The organism is Aerococcus sp. UMB7834 (assembly GCF_030215145.1).
Taxonomy (GTDB): Bacteria; Bacillota; Bacilli; order Lactobacillales; family Aerococcaceae; genus Aerococcus.
Window position 1 is genome coordinate 66,626 of the sequence record NZ_JASOLI010000001.1, and the last position, 20,064, is coordinate 86,689.

Annotated in this window: 18 protein-coding genes; 3 read left to right on the forward strand and 15 right to left on the reverse strand. The window is 48.7% G+C overall.

What is annotated here, in order from left to right; translation table 11 throughout:
* Nucleotides 1-183: 183 nt before the first annotated feature.
* Nucleotides 184-1,857, forward strand: a complete 1,674-nt coding sequence (locus tag QP339_RS00330; RefSeq protein WP_284909934.1) for an Rqc2 family fibronectin-binding protein — start codon at nucleotides 184-186, stop codon at nucleotides 1,855-1,857.
* A gap of 74 nt (nucleotides 1,858-1,931) precedes the next feature.
* The gene (gene lexA / locus QP339_RS00335) at nucleotides 1,932-2,543 is read left to right on the forward strand and encodes a transcriptional repressor LexA (RefSeq protein ID WP_067976286.1); all 612 of its coding nucleotides are present in this window, start codon (nucleotides 1,932-1,934) and stop codon (nucleotides 2,541-2,543) included.
* A gap of 571 nt (nucleotides 2,544-3,114) precedes the next feature.
* On the opposite strand, the gene QP339_RS00340 is transcribed toward lexA, so the two are convergent.
* The 13 genes from QP339_RS00340 to rpsU all read right to left on the reverse strand — a co-directional run bounded on the left by QP339_RS00340 (nucleotide 3,115) and on the right by rpsU (nucleotide 16,002).
* On the reverse strand, nucleotides 3,115-3,627 hold the full coding sequence (locus tag QP339_RS00340) for an adenine phosphoribosyltransferase (RefSeq protein WP_070619550.1): 513 nt from the start codon (nucleotides 3,625-3,627) through the stop codon (nucleotides 3,115-3,117).
* Nucleotides 3,628-3,637: 10 nt separating this feature from the next.
* The gene (gene recJ, locus QP339_RS00345; RefSeq protein ID WP_284909935.1) at nucleotides 3,638-5,965 is read right to left on the reverse strand and encodes a single-stranded-DNA-specific exonuclease RecJ; all 2,328 of its coding nucleotides are present in this window, start codon (nucleotides 5,963-5,965) and stop codon (nucleotides 3,638-3,640) included.
* A 15-nt stretch (nucleotides 5,966-5,980) separates the two neighbouring features.
* On the reverse strand, nucleotides 5,981-6,907 hold the full coding sequence (gene rnz, locus QP339_RS00350; RefSeq protein ID WP_284909936.1) for a ribonuclease Z: 927 nt from the start codon (nucleotides 6,905-6,907) through the stop codon (nucleotides 5,981-5,983).
* Between the two features lie 129 nt (nucleotides 6,908-7,036).
* A complete protein-coding gene (gene obgE / locus QP339_RS00355) occupies nucleotides 7,037-8,374 on the reverse strand; it encodes a GTPase ObgE (RefSeq protein WP_284909938.1) in 1,338 nt (445 codons plus the stop codon).
* A gap of 39 nt (nucleotides 8,375-8,413) precedes the next feature.
* The gene (gene glyS, locus QP339_RS00360) at nucleotides 8,414-10,495 is read right to left on the reverse strand and encodes a glycine--tRNA ligase subunit beta (RefSeq protein ID WP_284909939.1); all 2,082 of its coding nucleotides are present in this window, start codon (nucleotides 10,493-10,495) and stop codon (nucleotides 8,414-8,416) included.
* Nucleotides 10,488-11,414 (reverse strand): glycine--tRNA ligase subunit alpha, encoded by a 927-nt coding sequence (gene glyQ, locus QP339_RS00365; protein ID WP_284909940.1) that lies wholly within the window; start codon nucleotides 11,412-11,414, stop codon nucleotides 10,488-10,490. Before glyQ ends, glyS begins: the two co-directional genes overlap by 8 nt.
* Nucleotides 11,415-11,651: 237 nt before the next feature.
* On the reverse strand, nucleotides 11,652-12,434 hold the full coding sequence (gene recO, locus QP339_RS00370) for a DNA repair protein RecO (RefSeq protein WP_284909941.1): 783 nt from the start codon (nucleotides 12,432-12,434) through the stop codon (nucleotides 11,652-11,654).
* Between the two features lie 17 nt (nucleotides 12,435-12,451).
* Nucleotides 12,452-13,369: a GTPase Era gene (gene era / locus QP339_RS00375; RefSeq protein ID WP_284878744.1), complete on the reverse strand. Its 918-nt coding sequence runs from the start codon at nucleotides 13,367-13,369 to the stop codon at nucleotides 12,452-12,454.
* A gap of 17 nt (nucleotides 13,370-13,386) precedes the next feature.
* Nucleotides 13,387-13,776, reverse strand: coding sequence for a diacylglycerol kinase (locus tag QP339_RS00380; RefSeq protein ID WP_246818946.1), 390 nt, complete (start codon nucleotides 13,774-13,776; stop codon nucleotides 13,387-13,389).
* Complete coding sequence (gene ybeY, locus QP339_RS00385; RefSeq protein WP_070619578.1) at nucleotides 13,754-14,233, reverse strand: rRNA maturation RNase YbeY; 480 nt, start codon at nucleotides 14,231-14,233, stop codon at nucleotides 13,754-13,756. The genes QP339_RS00380 and ybeY overlap by 23 nt, the downstream gene beginning before the upstream one ends.
* 25 nt (nucleotides 14,234-14,258) lie before the next feature.
* A complete protein-coding gene (locus tag QP339_RS00390) occupies nucleotides 14,259-15,206 on the reverse strand; it encodes a PhoH family protein (RefSeq protein WP_070619581.1) in 948 nt (315 codons plus the stop codon).
* Between the two features lie 148 nt (nucleotides 15,207-15,354).
* Nucleotides 15,355-15,798: a GatB/YqeY domain-containing protein gene (locus QP339_RS00395; protein WP_284909942.1), complete on the reverse strand. Its 444-nt coding sequence runs from the start codon at nucleotides 15,796-15,798 to the stop codon at nucleotides 15,355-15,357.
* A 30-nt stretch (nucleotides 15,799-15,828) separates the two neighbouring features.
* Nucleotides 15,829-16,002: a 30S ribosomal protein S21 gene (gene rpsU / locus QP339_RS00400; protein WP_070619792.1), complete on the reverse strand. Its 174-nt coding sequence runs from the start codon at nucleotides 16,000-16,002 to the stop codon at nucleotides 15,829-15,831.
* A gap of 198 nt (nucleotides 16,003-16,200) precedes the next feature.
* On the opposite strand from rpsU, the gene QP339_RS00405 reads away from it, so the two are divergent.
* Entirely contained in the window at nucleotides 16,201-17,166 is a 966-nt protein-coding gene (locus QP339_RS00405; RefSeq protein WP_284909943.1) for a 2-keto-3-deoxygluconate permease, read from the forward strand.
* A gap of 201 nt (nucleotides 17,167-17,367) precedes the next feature.
* On the opposite strand, the gene QP339_RS00410 is transcribed toward QP339_RS00405, so the two are convergent.
* Both QP339_RS00410 and QP339_RS00415 read right to left on the reverse strand, forming a co-directional pair.
* A complete protein-coding gene (locus QP339_RS00410) occupies nucleotides 17,368-19,518 on the reverse strand; it encodes a beta-glucosidase family protein (protein WP_284909944.1) in 2,151 nt (716 codons plus the stop codon).
* 366 nt (nucleotides 19,519-19,884) lie between these two features.
* Entirely contained in the window at nucleotides 19,885-20,064 is a 180-nt protein-coding gene (locus QP339_RS00415; protein WP_070619593.1) for a hypothetical protein, read from the reverse strand.

Here is a 20,064-nt window from a genome sequence, read left to right on the forward strand (position 1 = left end):
TTTTGTATCTAAAACTGACATGTGATAACCTCCCTTTGATTTGTTAGCTCTAGGATAGCAGATTAATTCTGAATTTGCAATAACTTTATTAAGAATTTATCATAAAAGTCCCTTGCTATCCTCCTTAGTTTTGATATTATAGGCTTTTTTGCTATAATTAGTGATTGGAAAGAAGGTGTTTGAATGTCATTTGATGGAATGTTTACACACAGCATGACACACGAACTCAAAGAAACATTGACACAAGGTAAAATCAACAAGATCCAACAACCTTCTGATTATGAAGTTCTACTTACCATACGCAAACAGGGGCAAAATCATAAGCTCCTCCTCTCCGCCCATCCGGACTTTGCCCGGGCCCAATTGAGCCAAGTGGACTACCCTATGCCCGATACCCCACCCAATTTTTGCATGGTCCTGCGCAAATACCTCAAGGGCGCCCTAGTACTCGCCGTTGACCAATACGAAAACGACCGGGTGATTCGTTTGGAGCTCTTGCGGACGGATGAGATCGGCGACCAACAGAAGCTAACTTTAGTCGTCGAGATGATGGGACGCCATTCCAATATCATCTTAGTCGACCACCAGGGGCAAATTCTGGATATGATCAAACGGGTCCCTCTTTACCAGAACCGCTACCGGACCCTCTTGCCCGGGGCTAGCTACCAACTCCCTCCCTATCAAAACAAGGCCAATCCTTTCAAAATTGGGAGCGATTGGCAGCCTACCAGCCAACAGAACCTGTCCCGGCAAGTCCTCCAGCAAGAACTCATGGGGCTAGGCCGGGAATCAGCGGATGAAATTATCTTCCGTGCCCAGTCCAATCCAGATAAGGCTCTGGGGCAGATTATCCAAGAATTCTGCCAGGCCTTCGACCAGCCCCAGCCCTGCCTGACAGGCACTGACAAGAAATTAGAATTCACGGCCTTCCCCTATCTCAGTCTGACTGGGGATAAAGAAACTTACGCCAGCCTCGGCCAGCTCTTGGATGTTTATTATGCCCGTCATACCGAGCGCCAGCAAGTCCAAGAAATCGGCCAGCAGATCGACCAAGTTACCCAGTGGGAACTCAAGCACCAGAGAAAGAAACAGAAGAACCTCAGGAAGGACCTGGAAAAGAGTCAAAAAGCTGACCACTACCAGCTCTTAGGAGAGCTCCTCACCTCCAACCTCTACCAGCTCCATGGGAACCAAGCTAGTGTGGATCTGCCCAATTATTACGACGACAACCGCCTGGTCCATATCCCTCTCAAAGCAGAGCTGTCGCCTGCCGAGAATGCCCAAGCCTACTATCAAAAATACAATAAACTCACTAAGTCGCGGTCACATATCCAGGAACAATTGGCTAAGAGCCAGGAAGAAATCGACTACCTGGAATCCATCCAAGCCCAAATCGAATGGTCTAATCCTAAAGAACTGGAACTGATCCGCGAAGAGCTCAAAGAAGAAGGCTATATCAAGGACCGTAAAAAGAAGACCCATAAGCGGATCAAGCCGCTCAAACCCCGGCAATTCACCAGTCCCTCCGGCTATACCATTAAAGTGGGCCGCAATAACAAACAAAATGACCAACTGACCATGCGCCAGGCCAACAAGAACCATTACTGGTTCCATGTCAAGGACGTGCCCGGCAGCCATGTCATCTTAGAGACAGACCAAGCTAGTGATGACGATATTCTCGAAGCCGCTAGTATCGCTGCCCACTATTCCAAGTCGCGCCACTCCAACAATGTACCGGTTGACTACACCCAGGTTAAGGACGTCAAGAAACCGAACGGGGCTAAGCCGGGCTTTGTCAACTACTTCAACCAAAAAACCGTCTTTGTCAAACCAGCCCAGATCGCTAATAAAGAATAAAATGAGAACGTTTGTTTGTGTCTGTGATCGATTTATGCTATAATGAGGGCAAATCATTCGAGGAGGACACAGAGATGAGAGAACGGCAACTGCAAATCTTACGCTATATCTTTGATTGTGTTGACGACAAGGGCTATCCCCCGACTGTCCGCGAAATATGCGATGCAGTTGGCCTGGCCTCAACGTCCACAGTCCATGGCCATTTGAACCGTCTAGAAGAAGGAGGCTATCTTTTCAAAGATTCGACCAAGCCCCGGGCGCTAGAAATCACTCAAAAGGGCCTAGATAAACTGGGCATCAACACCCGTGGCATCCCCATGCTAGGGACCGTGACAGCGGGTCAGCCTATTACTGCTTACGAGGATATTGAAGGTTATTTTCCTAAGCCACCCCACCTCGCCGAGAGTGATGAAGACCTCTTCATGCTGAAGATTCGCGGGGATTCAATGATTGAAGCTGGTATCCTCAATGGGGACTATGTTCTCGTTCGCCAACAGCAGAGCGCTGAGAACGGCGAGATTGTCATTGCGATGACTGATGCTGATGAGGCTACCTGCAAACGTTTCTTTAAAGAAGACGGCCATATCCGCCTGCAACCCGAAAACCATGAAATGGCCCCGATTATCTTGGACAATTGTACCATCTTAGGCAAGGTTATTTCCCTCTTTAGAGAGCATACCTTCTAAAGTGAAATTTTTTATAGAAAAAGGAAACTGGATTTTTGCCAGTTTCCTTTTTATTTTTTCTATGGGATATTGCTCGCAGTCTATAGTCGGGTTCACAAAGGCAGAAAGGGTGTGACTTCAGCAAAGTGAAACGATCGGCTTACAGCCGATCTTATCCTCTTTGCCTCCAGTCATTCCTTTCTGAACGTTCTTGCTCACACCCTGTGTAGTCGGGTTCGACTTGGCAGGCTTGGAGTGATTTCACAAGTCAGAAACGAGCGAATGCTCCGCTCTTATTCTGACTTGCTCCAATCATCCAAGCCTAAACGCCAAGTCTCACACCCTTTCCTAGTCGGGTTCGGTCGCGCAGCTTCCTTGTCACTTCACAAGTCTCCGCCGCAGTCCCTCAGACTGCTCTGGTGACTTGCTCCAGTGAAAGGAAGCTAAACGCGCGCCCTCACACCCTTATCTAGTTGGGTTCGCAAGAGCAGACTTGAAGTGATTTCTGCCCATCGAAACGTCTGACTAGCGTCAGTCTTTTTCGATGAGCCTCCAATCATTCAAGTCTGAACGCTCTTGCTCACACCCTTTTCTAATAAGTCAGTATTTTAAAGATGTCTAGGTTGGGGATTTTTTCTCTGCCTTTGAGGGCTTCTAGTTCAATAATGAAGGCTGCGCCGACGACTTGGCCGCCGAGTTTTTCTACTAATTGGGTGGTGGCTTGGATGGTGCCTCCGGTTGCTAGGAGGTCATCGACGATGAGGACGCGCTGGCCGGGCTTAACAGCATCTTTATGGAGCTGGAGGGTATTTTCCCCGTATTCTAATCCATAGTCTACGCTGATGATGTCGCGGGGGAGCTTGCCCTTCTTACGAGCGGGCGCAAAGCCGATCCCTAATTGATAGGCCACGGGACAGCCCACAATAAAGCCCCGCGCTTCTGGTCCGACAATCATATCGACTTGCTTATCCTGAGCGAACTGGACAATCTGGTCAATGGCAGCGTGGAAGGCTTCCCCATCAGCCATCAGAGGGGTAATGTCGCGGAAAGTCACTCCTTCTTCAGGATAGTTCTCAATACTAGCAATATAGTCTTCAAAATTCATAATTTCCTCCTTATGGTGCACTGGCTGGCTCTGGCGCAAAAAAGTAGCTCGTAATTGATTCAATATCATTATAAAGCAAAACTTGTTCACTGTTTAATAATTGCTCATACTTGGTCAGATAGGCCTTCAAGTCGACCTTGCCTTGGACAGGCAAAATGTGAAGGGTCTGTCCTTGCCAAGCGACCAGACCCGCTTCCTCAAGAATATCCGTCATCAGGATGAGCTGTCCTTCAGCGAGTTTGAGATAAGAAGCTAGGACACCTGTCTGTCCTTTAAGCGGGAGTTGGGGATGGCCCAAGAGATAACGGTAGTAGCGCTCAAAATCCTCGCGCTGGGGCAAGCCATTCAAGTAGACCTGCTTGGGCGAATAGGCAAAGAGATAAAGGTTCTTAATCCCTTGGCCTTGAACAAAGCGACGCACGTCTTCTAGAACCAAGGGGCAGTCAAAGAGGACGGCCTGCTGGTAGCTTAGGCCTTGATCCTGGTCCAATTCATCGACCAAAATGGCCCGACTCGAGCTAGGAATTTGGTCGCGGTAGGCTGCCAAGTACTTGGGGTCCTGGAAGAGATAGAAGGCTTCTTTAACCGCAAAGACCTCTTCCCGGGCCCGGGCTTGGCGGAGGTCAATGACACTGGCCTCATCCACCCTCAAGTCAATCAAAAGGGCCTGGGACGAGCGCTTGCCCTGCCACTCATTAATATTCAATTCAACGGCAGCCTCTAAATTATTGCCAACAGCGAGCTGGCGGGCCAAGTCTCCCATGCGAAAACCAATCAGGGCCAGGTCAGGCGCCTCCTCTAAGCCTAATTTCAAAGTCTGCTTGTCGCGGCCAATCTGCTGGACCCGGTTCAAAGGACCGGCTTCAAGCAAGAAGCTAGGTTTCGGATTATCCGTCCCAAAAGGTTTCAGGCGGTCTAAGGCTTCGAGGCTGGTCAAGCTAATGCTTTCCGGCTGGATGCGGCCATCTAGGACCAAGGGCGCAGGTTTTTGAACCATCTCATGGATAGTCTGGCTGAGTGCTTGGAGCTGGGACTGCCAGTTTGCAAAGTTTTCACCCGCAACCGTCAAGCCTGCTGCCATAGCGTGGCCCCCAAAGGCTTGCATGAGGTCGTCGACTTGGCTCAGTAGATCAAAGAGGTTGACGCCCTCAATCGACCGACCAGATCCCTTGTAGACATCCTGGTCAATCTTATGGCTAAGGACAATGCAAGGACGTTGGTAACGCTCAACCAGGCGGCTGGCGACAATACCCAAGACGCCCTCATGCCAGTCCTCCTGCCAGCAGACCAAGATATCGTCCAAATCATCGCGCTGGTCAATTTGAGACCGGGCTTCTCTTTCGATTTGGTCGACTAGGCCGCGACGTTCGTCATTGATGGCTTCCATTTCTTGGAGAAGTTGGTCCACTTCATCCGGATCGAAGCTCATCAAGAGTCTAAGGCCTAGGTTGGCATCGGAGAGCCGCCCTAAGGCGTTGAGCCGAGGGGCAATCTTAAAGCCGATGGTCTCTTCATCAATTGCCGACCGGTTAATTTCCAGTTTTTCAAAGAGCCGGATGAAGGCGAGACGCTGGGTCTGCTTAAGCTCTTGGATGCCCAACTTGACCAAGGACCGGTTTTCATCAGTGAGGCTGACTAAGTCCGCTACTGTCCCGATAGCGCAGAGGTCTAAGAGATCGACGGGTAAGTCTCCAGTTAGGGCTTGGACCAGCTTCAAGGCCACCCCTGCGCCACTCAGGTCATCGAAAGGATAGTCCTGGTCGGGATGGCGGGGATGGACAATGGCAAAGGCTTCGGGTAAGCTAGTACCGATTTCATGGTGGTCGGTAACAATCACATCCACCCCCTGGGCTTGGGCATGGGCAATCGCTTCATGGCCCTTGACCCCGTTATCGCAGGTAAGGATGACTTGGATCCCTTGCTTGATATAGTAATCGTAAACCTCGATATTGGGTCCATAGCCATCCACGAAGCGGTCCGGTAGGTAGCTATGGACATTGGCGCCCATATTCTCCAGGCTCTCAACGAGGATGGTAGCTGCCGTAATTCCATCGGCATCATAGTCCCCATAGACTAAAATGGCCTCGCCTGCTTCAATGGCAGCCATCAGTCGGTCCACTGCTCGGTCCATGTCGGATAGGAGGAAGGGGTCGTGGATGACAGGCTCTTCGTCCAAGAAGCCATGAATAGTGGCTTCATCTTGGAAGCCCCGCTGGTAGAGCAAGTTCACCATCAATTCAGGAAGGTCTACCGCTTCCTTTAAGTGGGCAATAGTCTCCAGGTCTTGGTCTGTTAACTGGTCAGATCTTACTTTCCAATCATAGTTTGCTTTAAGCAAGTATCTCCCTACTTTCTACTTGATCTGAAACTGGTCAAAATCTTTAACCACCAAGCTTTGAGGGTGGATTTTTTGGGCACCTTGGACCAATTGTTTGATCTGGGGCGCCGTGACATAGCGTGAGGAAATATGGGTCAGGTAGAGCTGCTTAACGCCTGCTTCTTTGGCAAGCTTGGCCGCTTGGGCGGCAGTCGAATGGAAATGACGGTGGGCCATCTTCTCTTCGCCCGCCTCATAGGTGGCCTCATGCACCAAGACGTCCGCATCCTTAGCCAAGCTCAGGGCCTGGTCACAAGGCCTGGTATCGCCAAAAATAGTGACAGTCTTCCCCGCCTGCTTATCGCCGACAAAGTCATTGCCATCGAGGACGCGTCCATCTTCCAAGGTCACTTTTTTCCGCTGTTTGAGCTTGCCTAAGAGGGGCCCATTCGGAACTCCGGCAGCCCGGGCCTTATCAACCAAGAGTTCCCCCTCTTGGTCGGCTTGTTCCACCCGGTAGCCAAAACATTCTACGGCGTGGTCAAGAGGTCCATAGCTCACCTTGAAGGAAGAATCCTCAAAAGCCAGGCCCTTCCCTTCTAATTCCACAATCTTTAGAGGGTAGTTCAACTTAGACTGGGACACTTTCAGCGCAGTCCAGACATACTGCTTCAAGCCCTTAGGCCCGTAGACTGTCAAGGGACGCTCTGCCCCACCTTGGAAGGACCTAGAACTTAAAAAGCCCGGTAGTCCATAAAGGTGGTCGCCGTGGAGGTGGGTAATAAAGACCCGACTGACCTTGCCTGGCTTAAGGGTGGTCTGGAGGATCTGCTGCTGGGTGGCTTCCCCACAGTCAAAAAGCCACATCTCATTAATTTCATCCAATAGCTTAAGCATTAGAGCAGACACATTGCGTTGACGACTCGGCACACCAGCTCCTGTTCCTAAAAAATGTAATTCCAATTCAAAAACCTTTCTAAATGCCTCTTGGCACAGCCCAGGATGAGGATAAAAGAGGGGTAGGTCTTAGGACCAAACTGCCTCATCAGCACCCAGTCTCATCGCCCTACCCCAGTATTTATCGCATCTTCCTTAATCAAAAAACTCAAATTCATAGTCTCGAATGCGGACGATATCCCCGGCTTGGGCTCCAGCATCAACCAAGGCTTGGTCGACGCCATGGTGCTTAAGCTTGCGCGCAAAACGCAGGGCGCTCTCATCATATTCAAGATTGGCCATCAAGAAGTCTTTTTCAATCCGGTCGCCGGATAAGACAAACATCTTATCGGCTTGGTCATAGGACAGATTGAAATAGGGTTCTTCAGCTTCGATTTGGTAAAGCTTGTATGTTTGGTCGACTTCATCGACTTTTTCAGCTTCGATTTGAGCCAGACGGACCTCTTCTTCTTGAATCAAGCGGTAAGTTTCTTCCATTAAGTCCTTCAAGCCAGACTGGCTAATGGCCGAAATCGGGAAGATCTCCGGCAAGTCACGACCAGGAAAATGTTCCTCAAAGTATGCGGCTAACTTCTCCCGGAATTCCTCAATATAGAGCTCCGCTTCGGGAATGTCCATCTTGTTAGCGACAATGATAGTTGGCCGCTCTAAGATCGTCTCGTCATAAGTCTTCAATTCCTCATTAATGGCCACATAGTCCTCGAAGGGATCGCGGTTCTCAAAGCCTCCCATATCCACAACATGGAGAATTACCTTGGTCCGTTGCACATGGCGCAAGAACTGAAAACCGAGACCGATCCCCTCCGCAGCTCCTTCAATAAGGCCCGGCAAATCGGCCAGGACAAAGGAACGTTGGTCGGACAGATCAACAACCCCTAAGTTTGGTGACAGGGTGGTGAAATGGTAATCAGCAATCTTGGGTTTAGCAGCACTAACAATGGATAGGATGGTTGATTTCCCTACTGAAGGAAAACCTACCAAACCAGCGTCAGCTAGGACCCGGAGTTCCAATTGCAGGGTCCTTTCTTGACCAGGTTCCCCATTCTCTGCAATTTCAGGGGCGGGGTTATTGTGAGTGGCAAACTTCATATTGCCCCGGCCACCCCGGCCACCCTTAGCAACAATAGCTTCCTGACCTTCTTCTACCAGGTCGGCTAAGACTTGGCCCGTATCAAAATCCTTGACAATAGTGCCTGGGGGAACACCAACAATGAGGTCTTCTGCGCCCCGTCCATAACGGCCTTTAGTCATGCCATTCTGGCCGGCTTTGGCCTTAAAGTGGCGGTTATAGCGGAAGTCGAGCAGGGTCCTTAGCCCCTCGTCCACCTGGAATATAATATCGCCACCGCGGCCTCCATCGCCACCAGCAGGGCCACCATCGGGCCGGTATTTTTCACGCAAGAAGGCGACAAGGCCGTCGCCCCCCTTGCCGGCTTTCACCCAAATTTTAGCATAATCATAAAAGGTTGACATCTTTTGCCTCCTTTCTCTTCTTTTTCTTTATTTCACTTCTTATTTTATTAGGAGTTCCTTGGTATTGGCAAGTACTTTGACTGGCTGACCAATTTTTTCTAGGAGAGCCAGGCGGTTGTTACGAACCGCTTCATCATCGGTAAAGACCATATTGTCTTCAAAGAATTGCTCAATAAGCGGTGCCAGTTCAGCCAAGGCTTGGTAGTAGTCAGCTGGCGTATCCACTAGGTAGAGACTATCCACAGCCTGGTAGAGGGCCTCTTCGCTCTCGCTTTCCAGAAGGTCTGCTGAGACTGTGACTTGGTCAATATCAAACTCTTTCATTTTATCCTTGAGATTTAGGATCCGGTTCCAAGATTCGATAACAGTCTTGAAGTCTTCATCCTCATGATGGCCAGCTAAGGTTTTAGCGGCTGCACGTTTTTGGTTGATGCCGTGACTAGCAGACCCTAAAACAGCCTGGATAATGTCCCGGGCATAACCTTCTTGTTCCAAAACATTCTTCAAGCGTTCTAACATGAAGGTATAGACTGCTTCCGCCAAGGCAACTTGGTCGTCATCGGATGGGTAAATGGCCTCTAAGATAGCTTTCAGATCCTTATCCCAATCGAAGGGGAGCTCTTCGGTTGCCATTAGACGAACGATTCCGATCATTTGCCGGCGCAGGGCGAAGGGATCGTTTGAGCCAGAAGGAATCCGATCAATCTTAAAGAAGCTAATAATCGTATCTAATTTATCGGCAATGGCGAAGAGAATCCCCAGGGCTGATTGGCCTAATGCCGCATCAGAAGCGATCGGCATGTAGTGTTCCCGGATAGCGACGGCAACTTCTTCTGCCTCGCCAGCTTCTCTGGCATAGTACTCGCCCATAATCCCTTGGAGTTCAGAAAATTCATTGACGATATTAGTTTCTAAGTCGAACTTATAGATGGCTCCGGTCCGCTCAATCAAGGGCTCAAAGTCAGTCGATAAGTAGTCGGCAAAGAGGTTTTCCATGGTCCAATGGCTGTATAAGAGCTTAGCGATTTGGCTGACCCGGTCCATCTTCTCCTTCATGGTCCCAATTTCAGCGTGGAAGGTCACATGGCTGAGACGCTTAGCGAAGTCATCGATCGATTCTTGCTTATCTTCTTCCACAAAGAACAGACCATCTTCTAAGCGGGCCACCAAGACTTTTTCATTTCCGTGGCGGACATTTTCTAGCCCTTCTTCATTACCGTTGCGGACGGCCACGAATTTAGGCAGCAAGTTACCTTCTTGGTCGGACACATAGAAGTAACGTTGGTGTTCGGCCATCGAGGTAATAAGCACAGGATCAGGCAGGGCCAGGTACTTATCATCGAAGCTGCCGATAAAGGCGGTTGGGTATTCTACAATTTGAGTGACTTCTTCTAGGAGGGCCTCATCTTGACTGACTTGGACGTCTTCCGCCTGAGCGAGATCTTTAATCTGTTGGACAATGACTTCCTTACGCTTATCCTGGTCAGCAATGACAAAGTCTCGTTCCAGGAGTTTCTCGTAATTTGAAGCCTTGTCGATCGTTAATTGGTCATGACCGAGGAAGCGGTGGCCGCGGGTATAGCGGTCAGCTTGGATGCCCAAAATTTCAAAAGGTAGGACCTCATCATCTAAGAGAGAGAGGAACCAGTGGATGGGCCGAATGTACTTGAAATTGCGATGGGTAGACCAGTACATGGATACAGGGAAAGTCATCTGCGTGATGCATTGGCTGATTTGAGGCAGAATTTCCCGGCTGGGCTTCCCCTCTTCCTTGATTTCCGCATAGATATAACCATCTTCTACATAGAGGTCGTCAGTCGATAAGCCCTTACCCCGGGCAAAACCTTGGGCAGCCTTGGTCCATTCCCCTTGGTCATCCTTGGCAATCTTTTCTGAAGGGCCCTTAGCTGTTTCAACAAAATCAGCTTGCTTATCGGCTAAACCATCCACTAAAACCGCAAAACGGCGAGGAGTGGCAAAGGCCTTAATAGCGTCATAAGTCAATCGCTCTTCAGTTAAGAAGTTAGCGACGCGGTCTTGGAATTGTTGGCTGATTTGACGCACGTATTTGGCGGGCATTTCTTCTAAACCAACTTCTAATAAATACTGCTGCTTACTCATTAGCTGCGTCCTCCTCTAATAATTTTTTCGCTTCTTCCCGGCTTAATAATGGATATTCCAGGGCCTTGCGGTTGGCGACAAATTGTTTGGCTACTTGCCGGGCCATGTTGCGGATCCGGCTCAGATAGGCTTGGCGGTCGGTTGTCGAAATCACCCCGCGCGCGTCCAGAAGGTTGAAGGTATGGGAACACTTCAAAATATAGTCATAGGCTGGATGAACCAGCTTGTTGTCAATTTGCTTGAGGGCTTCTTCTTCGTAGAAGTTAAACATCTTGAAGAGCTCTTCATAATTCGATTCTTCAAAGGTATATTTGGAATGTTCATACTCCGGTTGTTTGAAGATTTCACCGTATTTCACGCCACCGCCCCATTCCAGGTCGTAGACACTATCGACACCTTGGATGTAGGAAGCTAGGCGCTCGAGTCCGTAGGTAATTTCACAGGTGGTTGGGTGACAATCTAAGCCCCCGACTTGTTGGAAGTAGGTAAATTGGGTGATTTCCATCCCATCAATCCACACTTCCCAGCCTAGGCCGGCACAGCCCATAGAAGGGTTCTCCCAGTTGTCCTCAACAAAGCGAATATCGTGGTCCTTGGCATCAAGGCCCAAACGTTCCAGACTCTGGATGTAGAGCTCTTGGATGTTATCGGGATGGGGCTTCATCACCACTTGGTATTGGTGGTGTTGGTAAAGCCGGTTAGGGTTTTCCCCATAGCGGCCATCGTCTGGCCGGCGGGAGGGTTCCACATAGCTAGCATTCCATGGCTCCGGCCCAATTGCCCGGAGAATAGTATAAGGACTCATGGTTCCTGCTCCCTTCTCCGTATCATATGCATTCAGAATGAGGCAGCCTTGCTCGGACCAGAACTGATGCAAGGTTAAAATCATCCCTTGTAAGGTATTGGCTGCTTGGTTCATCTTGTCTTCTCCTCTTTTCTTTTATTTAAATTAACAAACAAAAAAGCCCCATACACTAAAAAATAGTGCATAGGGACGATTCAATCGCGGTTCCACCCTATTTCCGGCAAAGCGCCGGCACTCTTTAACAGGACATGCTCTAACCTGCCTTAGAATTCGTTGCCTACTTTCACTAACTAGGCTCGCTAAAAAGGGAATTCCTTATTCGGTTATCTTTGCATGCGATATATACGTTTACTATACTCGATTTCCCTCCTCACCGTCAAGAGGGTTTATCATTTTTTCCAACTGGTCGATAAAGGACCGACTTTTTAAATGAATGCCCACATATTCTTCGTAGAGGTCATCGATGGCTGAGCGGAGGGCCCGCTTATTAGCTTCTCCCAAGCTGACAGACCCCAGGCGGCTGAGATTGACTTGGCTCAAATGTTGGACCAGATAAGCCGTTCGCGGCGTCCAATGCAAGCGGCGGGGATCCTTGTCGAAGTGCTTTTGGCACAAAAAACCCGCATACTTCATGGAATAGTCCAAGACCGTATCTGCCTGGCCGCAGAAGACACAGGCTTTGAGATTAGGAACCACCCCAAATTGGGGCAGGAGTTGGAGTTCAAAAATATTGGCGACGACGGCTGGATCCTTGCTTGCTTCAAGCTGTCCGAGAGCCTGCCAGAGCGAATCAAAGAGAATCGCATTAACTTCCCCGTCCTCCAGTGCTGCGTCCAGGAGCCCCGTCATGTAACTGGCGTAGGCATTGACGCTAATATCCGCAGTCGTCAAGCGGGGAAAGAGGCTGTCCCGGACATCATTGAGGAAACTCAGGCCCGAGGCATTAACCTGACCGATAAAGTGACCGCGGACAAAGGCAAAGGCAGCTGGTCGCAGAGGATTCTTGGCCCTTTGGATATTGCGGAGGAAAAACATCCGCTTGCCGTATTCGCGGGTGAAGATCTTGACCAGCATGTCCTTCTCCCGGTGCTTGCGTGTAAATAGAATAATTCCTGCAAATTCTTCCGCCTGCAAAAAATCCCCTCTAGCTTCTAATAATCCTGCTTGGTGTTATAACCAAATTCCTTGAGCAGGGACTTCTTGTCCCGCCACTTCTTCTCGACCTTGACCCAGAGTTCCAAGAAGACCTTGGACCCTAGCAAGTTTTCAATTTCCTTGCGAGCTCCTGTCCCGATCGACTTGATCATCTTGCCGCCCTTGCCGATGATAATCCCTTTTTGGGACTTGCGTTCGACAATGATATTGGCATAGACATGGACCCGGTCCAGTTCGTCCTTTTGCATCTTATCCACAGTGACGGCCACCGAATGGGGAATCTCTTCCCGGGTCTTCTGTAGGATTTGTTCCCGGATCAATTCACTGACCACAAAGTATTCAGGGTGGTCAGTCAGCTGGTCTTCGGGATAATACTGGGGGCCCTCCGGTAATAAGTCTTCCAGCTTAGCGATTAAGCCCTCCACCTGGCCAGAATTCAGGGCAGACATGGGGATAATTTGCTCAAAGGCTTCTGGATTAGGAATATCGGCCATATAAGCCGCCAAATCTTCCTCAGAGACTTTATCGGTCTTGTTGACGATTAGGAAAGCGGGGCTCTCCCGATCCTTGACCTTGTCCATGATAAAGCGGTCACCCGGTCCGATCTTTTCGTCCGCACTGACCAGCATGAGAATAGCTTCCACCTCGTCTAAAGCCTGGTAGGCACTCTGGAGCATGTAATCATCTAACTCATTCTTGGGCTTATGGATCCCCGGTGTATCAATAAAGATCATCTGGCTGTCGGAACTGGTGTAGATAGCCTGGATCTTATTGCGGGTTGTCTGGGCCTTGTCGCTCATGATGGCGACTTTTTGGCCGACAATTTGGTTCATCAGGGTCGACTTGCCCACATTGGGACGACCGACAATGGCAATAAAGCCTGATTTAAATGTATCATGTGTGTTTTCCTTCAAAATTTTTCCTCACTTTATTAAAGAATATAGGAACCAAAAATAACAAAACCGACAAATATAGCTACTAGGGTCATCAAGAGGACGCTTCCTGCCGCGACATCCTTGATGGTCTTGACCAAGGGGTGGAAGTGGTCCCCCACCACCAGGTCACAGAGCCATTCCACACTAGTATTGAAGAGTTCAGCCAAAAGGACCAGGCCACAAGCTAGGGCGAGCAAGGCCCATTCCGTGGGCTTTAAGCCGAGGTACAGGCCCAAAGCCCCCAGCAAGGGAACCATGGCCAATTGGAAGCGAAAGTTCCGCTCATGGTGGAGGGCAAAGCGTAGGCCGTCATGGGCATGCCCCAAGGCCCCTAGGAAGTGGCGGTTTTTGCCGACTTGTTCCTTATTCTGATCGTTTGAGTCCATAATTATCTAGAATCTCTCTTTGCAAAGCAAACATTTCTTTCTCGTCTTCTTCCGTCATATGGTCATAACCATTGAGATGGAGGAAGCCATGGACGGTCAAGAAGCCAAGTTCACGTTCAAAGCTATGTCCATATTCCTGAGCTTGAGCCTTGACCCGGTCTAAAGAAATGAAGAGGTCCCCTAGTTCATAAGGCATGCCTTCAGGAAGCTCTAGGATTTCAAATTCATCCGCTACTTCATCATTGATAGCAAAGCTGATCACATCAGTCGGCCGGTCCACACCGCGGTAGGTCTTATTGATCTGGTGGATCTCTTCATCATCTACGATAGTCACTGACATCTCGGTCTGGTCAGCTAAGTCCAGGTAGTCACTGGCATAGGCTAAGAGCTCTTGGACCATTTGGCAGTGCTCGGGCTTAAGGGCTTGGGTTTTATCCGTAAATTCAATTGTTAACATGGCGTCACCTGCTTTTTATTTAATCTTAGTTTTCATAGGCTTGTATAATGGCAGCCACGACGGGATGGCGGACCACATCCGACGTATCAAAGGAGACAAAGGCAATATCGGAGAGATCTTGCAGCTTGTGCTGGGCATCGATCAGACCAGACTTGACGCCGCGCGGAAGGTCAATCTGAGTCCGGTCCCCGTTGACAATCATCTTGGAGCCGAAGCCGAGACGGGTTAAAAACATCTTCATCTGGGCAATGGTTGTATTTTGTGCCTCATCGAGGATGACAAAGGCGTCGTCCAGGGTCCGTCCCCGCATGTAAGCCAGGGGTGCAATCTCAATGACTCCACGCTCGATCAATCGCTCGGTCTGCTCCACACCATAAATGGCGTAGAGGGCGTCATAGATAGGCCGGAGATAGGGGTCGACCTTCTCTTTCAAGTCGCCAGGCAAGAAGCCCAGGCTCTCCCCTGCTTCAACGGCAGGCCGGGTCAGAACAAGACGTTTGACTTCCCCTTTTCTCAGGGCAGATACAGCCAGGACCACAGCTAGATAGGTCTTCCCAGTCCCTGCTGGTCCAACCCCGAAAGTTACCGGATGCTTCTTCACCGCATCGACATAGCGCTTCTGACCGGCTGACTTGGCTCGAATCTCCTTACCGTCATAAGTTTTCCCAATCGCTTCATCGTAGAGGTTGACAAAGTAAGACAGGGTCCCCTTCTTGGCCATCTTGATAGCGGTCACGATATCAGCTTCTTCAAGCATCTGGCCTTTGAGCAGTAGGCCTTCTAGCGTCTTGATTAAATCAATAATCTGCGGGCCTTCCTCCCCCTTCACCACGACCTCATTTCCGCGGGCAAAGACTTCTGCCTCAAAGCTCCGCTCCAAGAAAGCTAAATGGCGGTCCTGGCTGCCAAAAATTTGTTGGGCAATGTCTGGATGATCAATCTGGTAAGTGTATGTCGCATCTGCTGCTGTCAAATGTGCACGGCCTCCTTCTTCTATTTACTTCAAAGTATACCAAATATCCGCCTAAAATACGAATGAAATTAAGTCATCAGCCTGAGCAAAGAAAAAAGCTGGAACAAGAGCTCCAGCTTTCTTTTGGCAGTTGACCTGCCTTTTGGAATTATTTTAATAATTCTTTGACGACTTGTTGAATTTCTGCCCCCGCAGCCTGCCCTTTCATGCGAGCAACTGCCTGGCCCATTACCTTACCAAAGTCAGCTTTGGATTGGGCATTAGTAGCTTGGATAAGATCCTTAACTACTGCTTCAATCTCATCGCGGCTTAATTGCTCAGGTAAATACTTTTCAACATAGCCTAGTTCAGCTTCAGTCTTCTCAGCCAAGTCTTCGCGACCGGCTGCCCGAAATTCCGAAATCGAGTCCTTGCGTTGCTTCAACTCACGAGAAAGCACGGTCATTTCCTGGTCCTCAGTTAAAGATCCGCCTTCGTTGATTTCTTCGTTTTGAACTGAACCCTTAAGCATTCTCAAGACAGATAAGGCTGTCTTATCTTTAGCTTTCATGGCTTGTTTGATATCTTGATTTAATTCATCAATAAGTGCCATGAATTCGCCTCCTATCAGCTCATATATAAATTAGTATTTACGTTTACGAGCAGCTTCCGATTTTTTCTTACGACGAACTGATGGTTTTTCGTAATATTCACGTTTGCGTGCTTCTTGTAAAGTACCTGACTTAGAAACCGTGCGTTTGAAGCGACGAAGAGCATCATCAAGAGATTCGTTTTTACGAACTACAGTTTTTGACATGAACAATACCTCCCCTCGTTTCAACCTGTCATTTTCCCATTGAAAATGTACATCGTTCATTATAGCTTTTTTCTTCTCTTCCGTCAATTTTTACTTGAAGTTTTTTTCAAAACAGCGATTATCCCTTTTATTACAACAATTTTGAAGGCATTGTGTTATAATTAATTAAAAATATAGTGATAGAAATGAGAGATGGACATGTTTAAATTGATGAAAAAGGTACCGGGCGGCCTGCTCCTAGTTCCGATGCTGATCAGCGCTCTTTTTTGTACCTTCTTCCCCGGCCTTTTTGAAATTGGTGGGGCAACGGAGGCCCTCTTTACCTCGAAAGGTTTGAACTATATTATTGGTTTTGCCTGTTTGTGTTCCGGCACAACCCTCAAGCTCAATACCATCCGGGTGGTCCTCAAAAAAGAAGGGATTTTGATCCTCTGTAAAATTATTCTGAATGTTCTACTGGGCTTCCTCTTCTTCAAGTTCTTTGGTTTGCCAGGTATCTTCGGCATCTCTGCCATTGCCTATATTACAACTATCGCATCGACCAACCCCTCCCTCTTCTTAGCCTTAGAAGAAGAATATGGGACGGAAAGCGACTCCGCTGCCTTCGGTTTACTGGCTGTCCTCTGTACGCCAGCCTATCCCATGTTAGTTTTCTCTGTTTCCCAGGCAACCCCTATTAACTGGATGCCGATTATTTCCACCCTGATCCCAGTTATCCTCGGGGTCATTATCGGCAATACCGACCAGAAATTGGCCGACTTCCTCAAGCCCGGGGCGGCCCTCTCCCTTCCTTTCATGGGTTGGGCTTTCGGAGCTAATATTAACCTGGTCAATGCCCTCAAAGCAGGCGGACAAGGGATCCTCCTCACCCTCCTCTTCTACATTCCTATGGTTGTGATCTTAGTCCTCGTTGAGCGTTATGTCTTAAAGAAGGATGGCGTAACTTCTCTCGCCATGTCGACCATCGCCGGGATGTCAGTCTCTGTTCCAGCCTTAATTGGGGCGACCAATCCGGCCTACCAAGCCTATGTGGATGCAGCGACCGCACAGATTGCCTTCGGGGTTGTGATCTCAAGTATCCTCACCCCAATTATTGCTAAATGGCTCTTTGGTCACCCCGGTCAAGATCAACATACGGAGCTCAAAGAAGCAAAAAAAGTCTAAATGAAGTAAGCAAAGGCTCCCCGTCACTCAATTGACGGGGAGCCTTTTTGTTATCAATTAATCTTTTCCTATCAGCATGCTGGGCATCCATTGGTCTTTTAAAGCTACTTATTAAAGATTTAGAGAACTAAGAACAAGTCTAGCCCTCTGCTAGCCTATGCCTTAGGCGCTTACCACCTATAGTAGCCACCAGGCACACTCTTAATCTTCAATGGTGAAGTTAAAGCTAGCGCTATTGTCTTCGCTGGAGGTGCCGACGTAGAGGGTAAAGTCACCATTTGGAATCACAAAATCATGGGCGCCCCGATCCCATACGGATAGCGGATGGTGACTTCCCTTAGGATCGATAGTGATGGAGATGGCTTTTGAATGACCAGCTTCTAGCTGAACCTTTTGGAAGGCGATCAAGCGCTTAGGTGGCTGTTGGTCTTGTGGGATGCCAAGGTAAACTTGGACCACTTCGGCCCCGTCACGATCGCCGGTATTGCTGACGGTAGCTGTGACTTCAAAAGCTGCATCCTTAGCTTGGTCTTCTGTCCGCTTCAACTCGACATCTGTCACTTCAAAGTCGGTATAGGACAAACCGTAGCCGAAGGGGAAGAGCGGTTCGATGTCATTGGCTTGGTACCAGCGATAGCCCATCTCAAGCCCTTCTGAGTAACGGATAACAGGATAGCCGTCCCCTTCATCCACACCCGGATGGCGTTCAGGATGGTCGTAGTAGAGCAAGTCTTCTTCGCGCTTAGCATAAGTGGTTGGCACCTTAGCTGAAGGATTGGCTAAACCAAAGATTAAGTCAGCTGCCACATGGCCATCTTCTGTCCCCTGGTTCCAGGTTTCAAGGACGGTGTGGGCGTCATCAATCCAAGGCATGAGGACGGGAGTCGAATCTTTTAGGACTAAGATACTTTGGGAATTGACCGCAAGGAGCTGTTCCACCATGATATCTTGTTGGTTAGGCAGACTCGGTTTGGCCAGGTCAAAGCCTTCAGAAGCCACAATTCCTGCCATAATAATGACCAAGTCAGCCTCTTTAGCCTTTGCCAGGGCCTCTTCAATATTCGAGAGATTATCTGCTACGATTACGGTCTCGAGCTCAGTCTTAGCCCCTAGGTCACTCAGAACATCTTTCAAACCGTCTTCAGGTTTAACAGTATAGATTGGTTCAACCTTGGAAGAACCCCCACCCCCATTGCAGGCTTGGCCAGCGAATTTCTCTTGACCAACCAAGAGGATGTGGTCGTAGTCAGCAGGATCCACAGGTAAAAGCTTCTTATCGTTCTTGAGCAAGACAGCTGAAGCTTGACCGATCTTACGAGCGCGTTCGCCATGGCCCTTAGCATCGATTTCACCAGGATTATATTCCCAATCGAACTGGTTGAAGCGGAACATTTGGGTAAAGCGACGGATAAGAGCCCGGTCAATAGTCTTTTCTTCCAGGCTTTGGTCTTCAAGGGCCGCCTTGATATTCTCTTCATTGAACCACTTGGCATCAGGCATCTCCAAGTCTAGTCCAGCGTTGAGCGAAGGGGCAGCTGACCGGGTAGACCAGAAGTCGGACTGAACATAGCCCTCAAAGCCCCATTCATGGCGAAGAATTTCGGTTAAGGTTTCCCGGTATTCCGTCCCATAGACCCCACGGATCCGGTTGTAAGAGCTCATAATTGAAGAAATTTTGCCGTCTTTCACTAACATTTCAAAGGGCAGCAAGTAGAGCTCCCGCATGACTTGATCGGAAGCTTCCACGCTGTGGCGGAAGCGTTCATCTTCCTGGTCGTTGAGGACGAAGTGTTTACCCATAGCGATCACATCATGGCTCTGGATAGCCTTGGTCACTTCTACCCCCATGCGTCCACTGAGATAAGGATCTTCTGAGAAGTATTCGAAGTTCCGACCTGAAATGGGCAGGCGGTGAAGACAAACAGCTGGCCCTTCCAAGACATGTTGGCCCAGGGTCCGAGTCTCACTCCCAATAATATCCCCATATTCATAGGCTAACTGGGGATCGAAGGAAGCCGCCACCCCGATAGTCATCGGCAGGGCAGTCGCCTTGGGGCTCGGATAGCCATCCCCCATACCCACGCCTACTGGGCCATTGGTCACCCGCATGCGGGGGATTGAAAATTCTTCATTCTCTTTAACATGGCGTTCCACCCGTAATTGGGTCATCTGTTCTTCATATTCTTCTTCGGATAAATTCTGGATGGCTTCCATATCAATGTTGTAGATATTGATGGTCTTCATGCCTCCGTGCAATTGCCCAATCTTATCTTCTAAAGGCATGGCAGCGACCAGGGCTTCTGCTCGCTCCTTAGGCGACTTGGAGTCGTCTAACCAAACTTGTTCTGTCATTTTCGCATCTCCTTTTCCAATTATGATAGTTTCATTATAACACTCAATAGTCATAAATTAATAAAGAAAGCCATTTCCTGACAGAATTTTAAGTTGTTAAAAAAGAGTGTGACAAAAGTCGTTCAGGGCTGAACCACTTCACGAACTATGTCCAATCGTTTGCAAACGATTGGACATAGTTCGTGAAGTGGATGTCAGGTCTGACTTTTGGAACAGATCTTTGAAAAAAGTTCGTTTTTTAAAAAGAGGTTGGAACTTTTTTGTCCCAGCCTCTTTAAATTTCTTAAACAAAAATAAAGTCTGAATTTAAGTTCTAAATGAGATTTACTGTTATGAGCTAAAGGAGCAAAAGGCAACAGCTGTTAATTAATTTTTCCTGCTATTCTTTCTGATATCTCCTTCTGCTAGGGCCATCAGACCCCCACTAGCCAAGATAACAATTAGCCCAAAGATAAAATTGACAATTTTATCTTGAAAAAAGGGCGATCCGAAAATCAACAGACCAAGTACAATCACTAGCACAAAAGCATGGTATTTATTTTTCAT

Bases quoted from the DNA above. Each gene is read 5' to 3' on its own strand.
- QP339_RS00330 (WP_284909934.1), top strand. From the start codon at position 184: ATGTCATTTGATGGAATGTTTACACACAGCATGACACACGAACTCAAA.
- lexA (WP_067976286.1), top strand. From the start codon at position 1,932: ATGAGAGAACGGCAACTGCAAATCTTACGCTATATCTTTGATTGTGTT.
- QP339_RS00340 (WP_070619550.1), bottom strand. From the start codon at position 3,627: ATGAATTTTGAAGACTATATTGCTAGTATTGAGAACTATCCTGAAGAA.
- obgE (WP_284909938.1), bottom strand. From the start codon at position 8,374: ATGTCAACCTTTTATGATTATGCTAAAATTTGGGTGAAAGCCGGCAAG.
- glyS (WP_284909939.1), bottom strand. From the start codon at position 10,495: ATGAGTAAGCAGCAGTATTTATTAGAAGTTGGTTTAGAAGAAATGCCC.
- glyQ (WP_284909940.1), bottom strand. From the start codon at position 11,414: ATGAACCAAGCAGCCAATACCTTACAAGGGATGATTTTAACCTTGCAT.
- QP339_RS00380 (WP_246818946.1), bottom strand. From the start codon at position 13,776: ATGGACTCAAACGATCAGAATAAGGAACAAGTCGGCAAAAACCGCCAC.
- ybeY (WP_070619578.1), bottom strand. From the start codon at position 14,233: ATGTTAACAATTGAATTTACGGATAAAACCCAAGCCCTTAAGCCCGAG.
- QP339_RS00395 (WP_284909942.1), bottom strand. From the start codon at position 15,798: ATGGCACTTATTGATGAATTAAATCAAGATATCAAACAAGCCATGAAA.
- rpsU (WP_070619792.1), bottom strand. From the start codon at position 16,002: ATGTCAAAAACTGTAGTTCGTAAAAACGAATCTCTTGATGATGCTCTT.
- QP339_RS00405 (WP_284909943.1), top strand. From the start codon at position 16,201: ATGTTTAAATTGATGAAAAAGGTACCGGGCGGCCTGCTCCTAGTTCCG.
- QP339_RS00410 (WP_284909944.1), bottom strand. From the start codon at position 19,518: ATGACAGAACAAGTTTGGTTAGACGACTCCAAGTCGCCTAAGGAGCGA.
- QP339_RS00415 (WP_070619593.1), bottom strand. From the start codon at position 20,064: ATGAAAAATAAATACCATGCTTTTGTGCTAGTGATTGTACTTGGTCTG.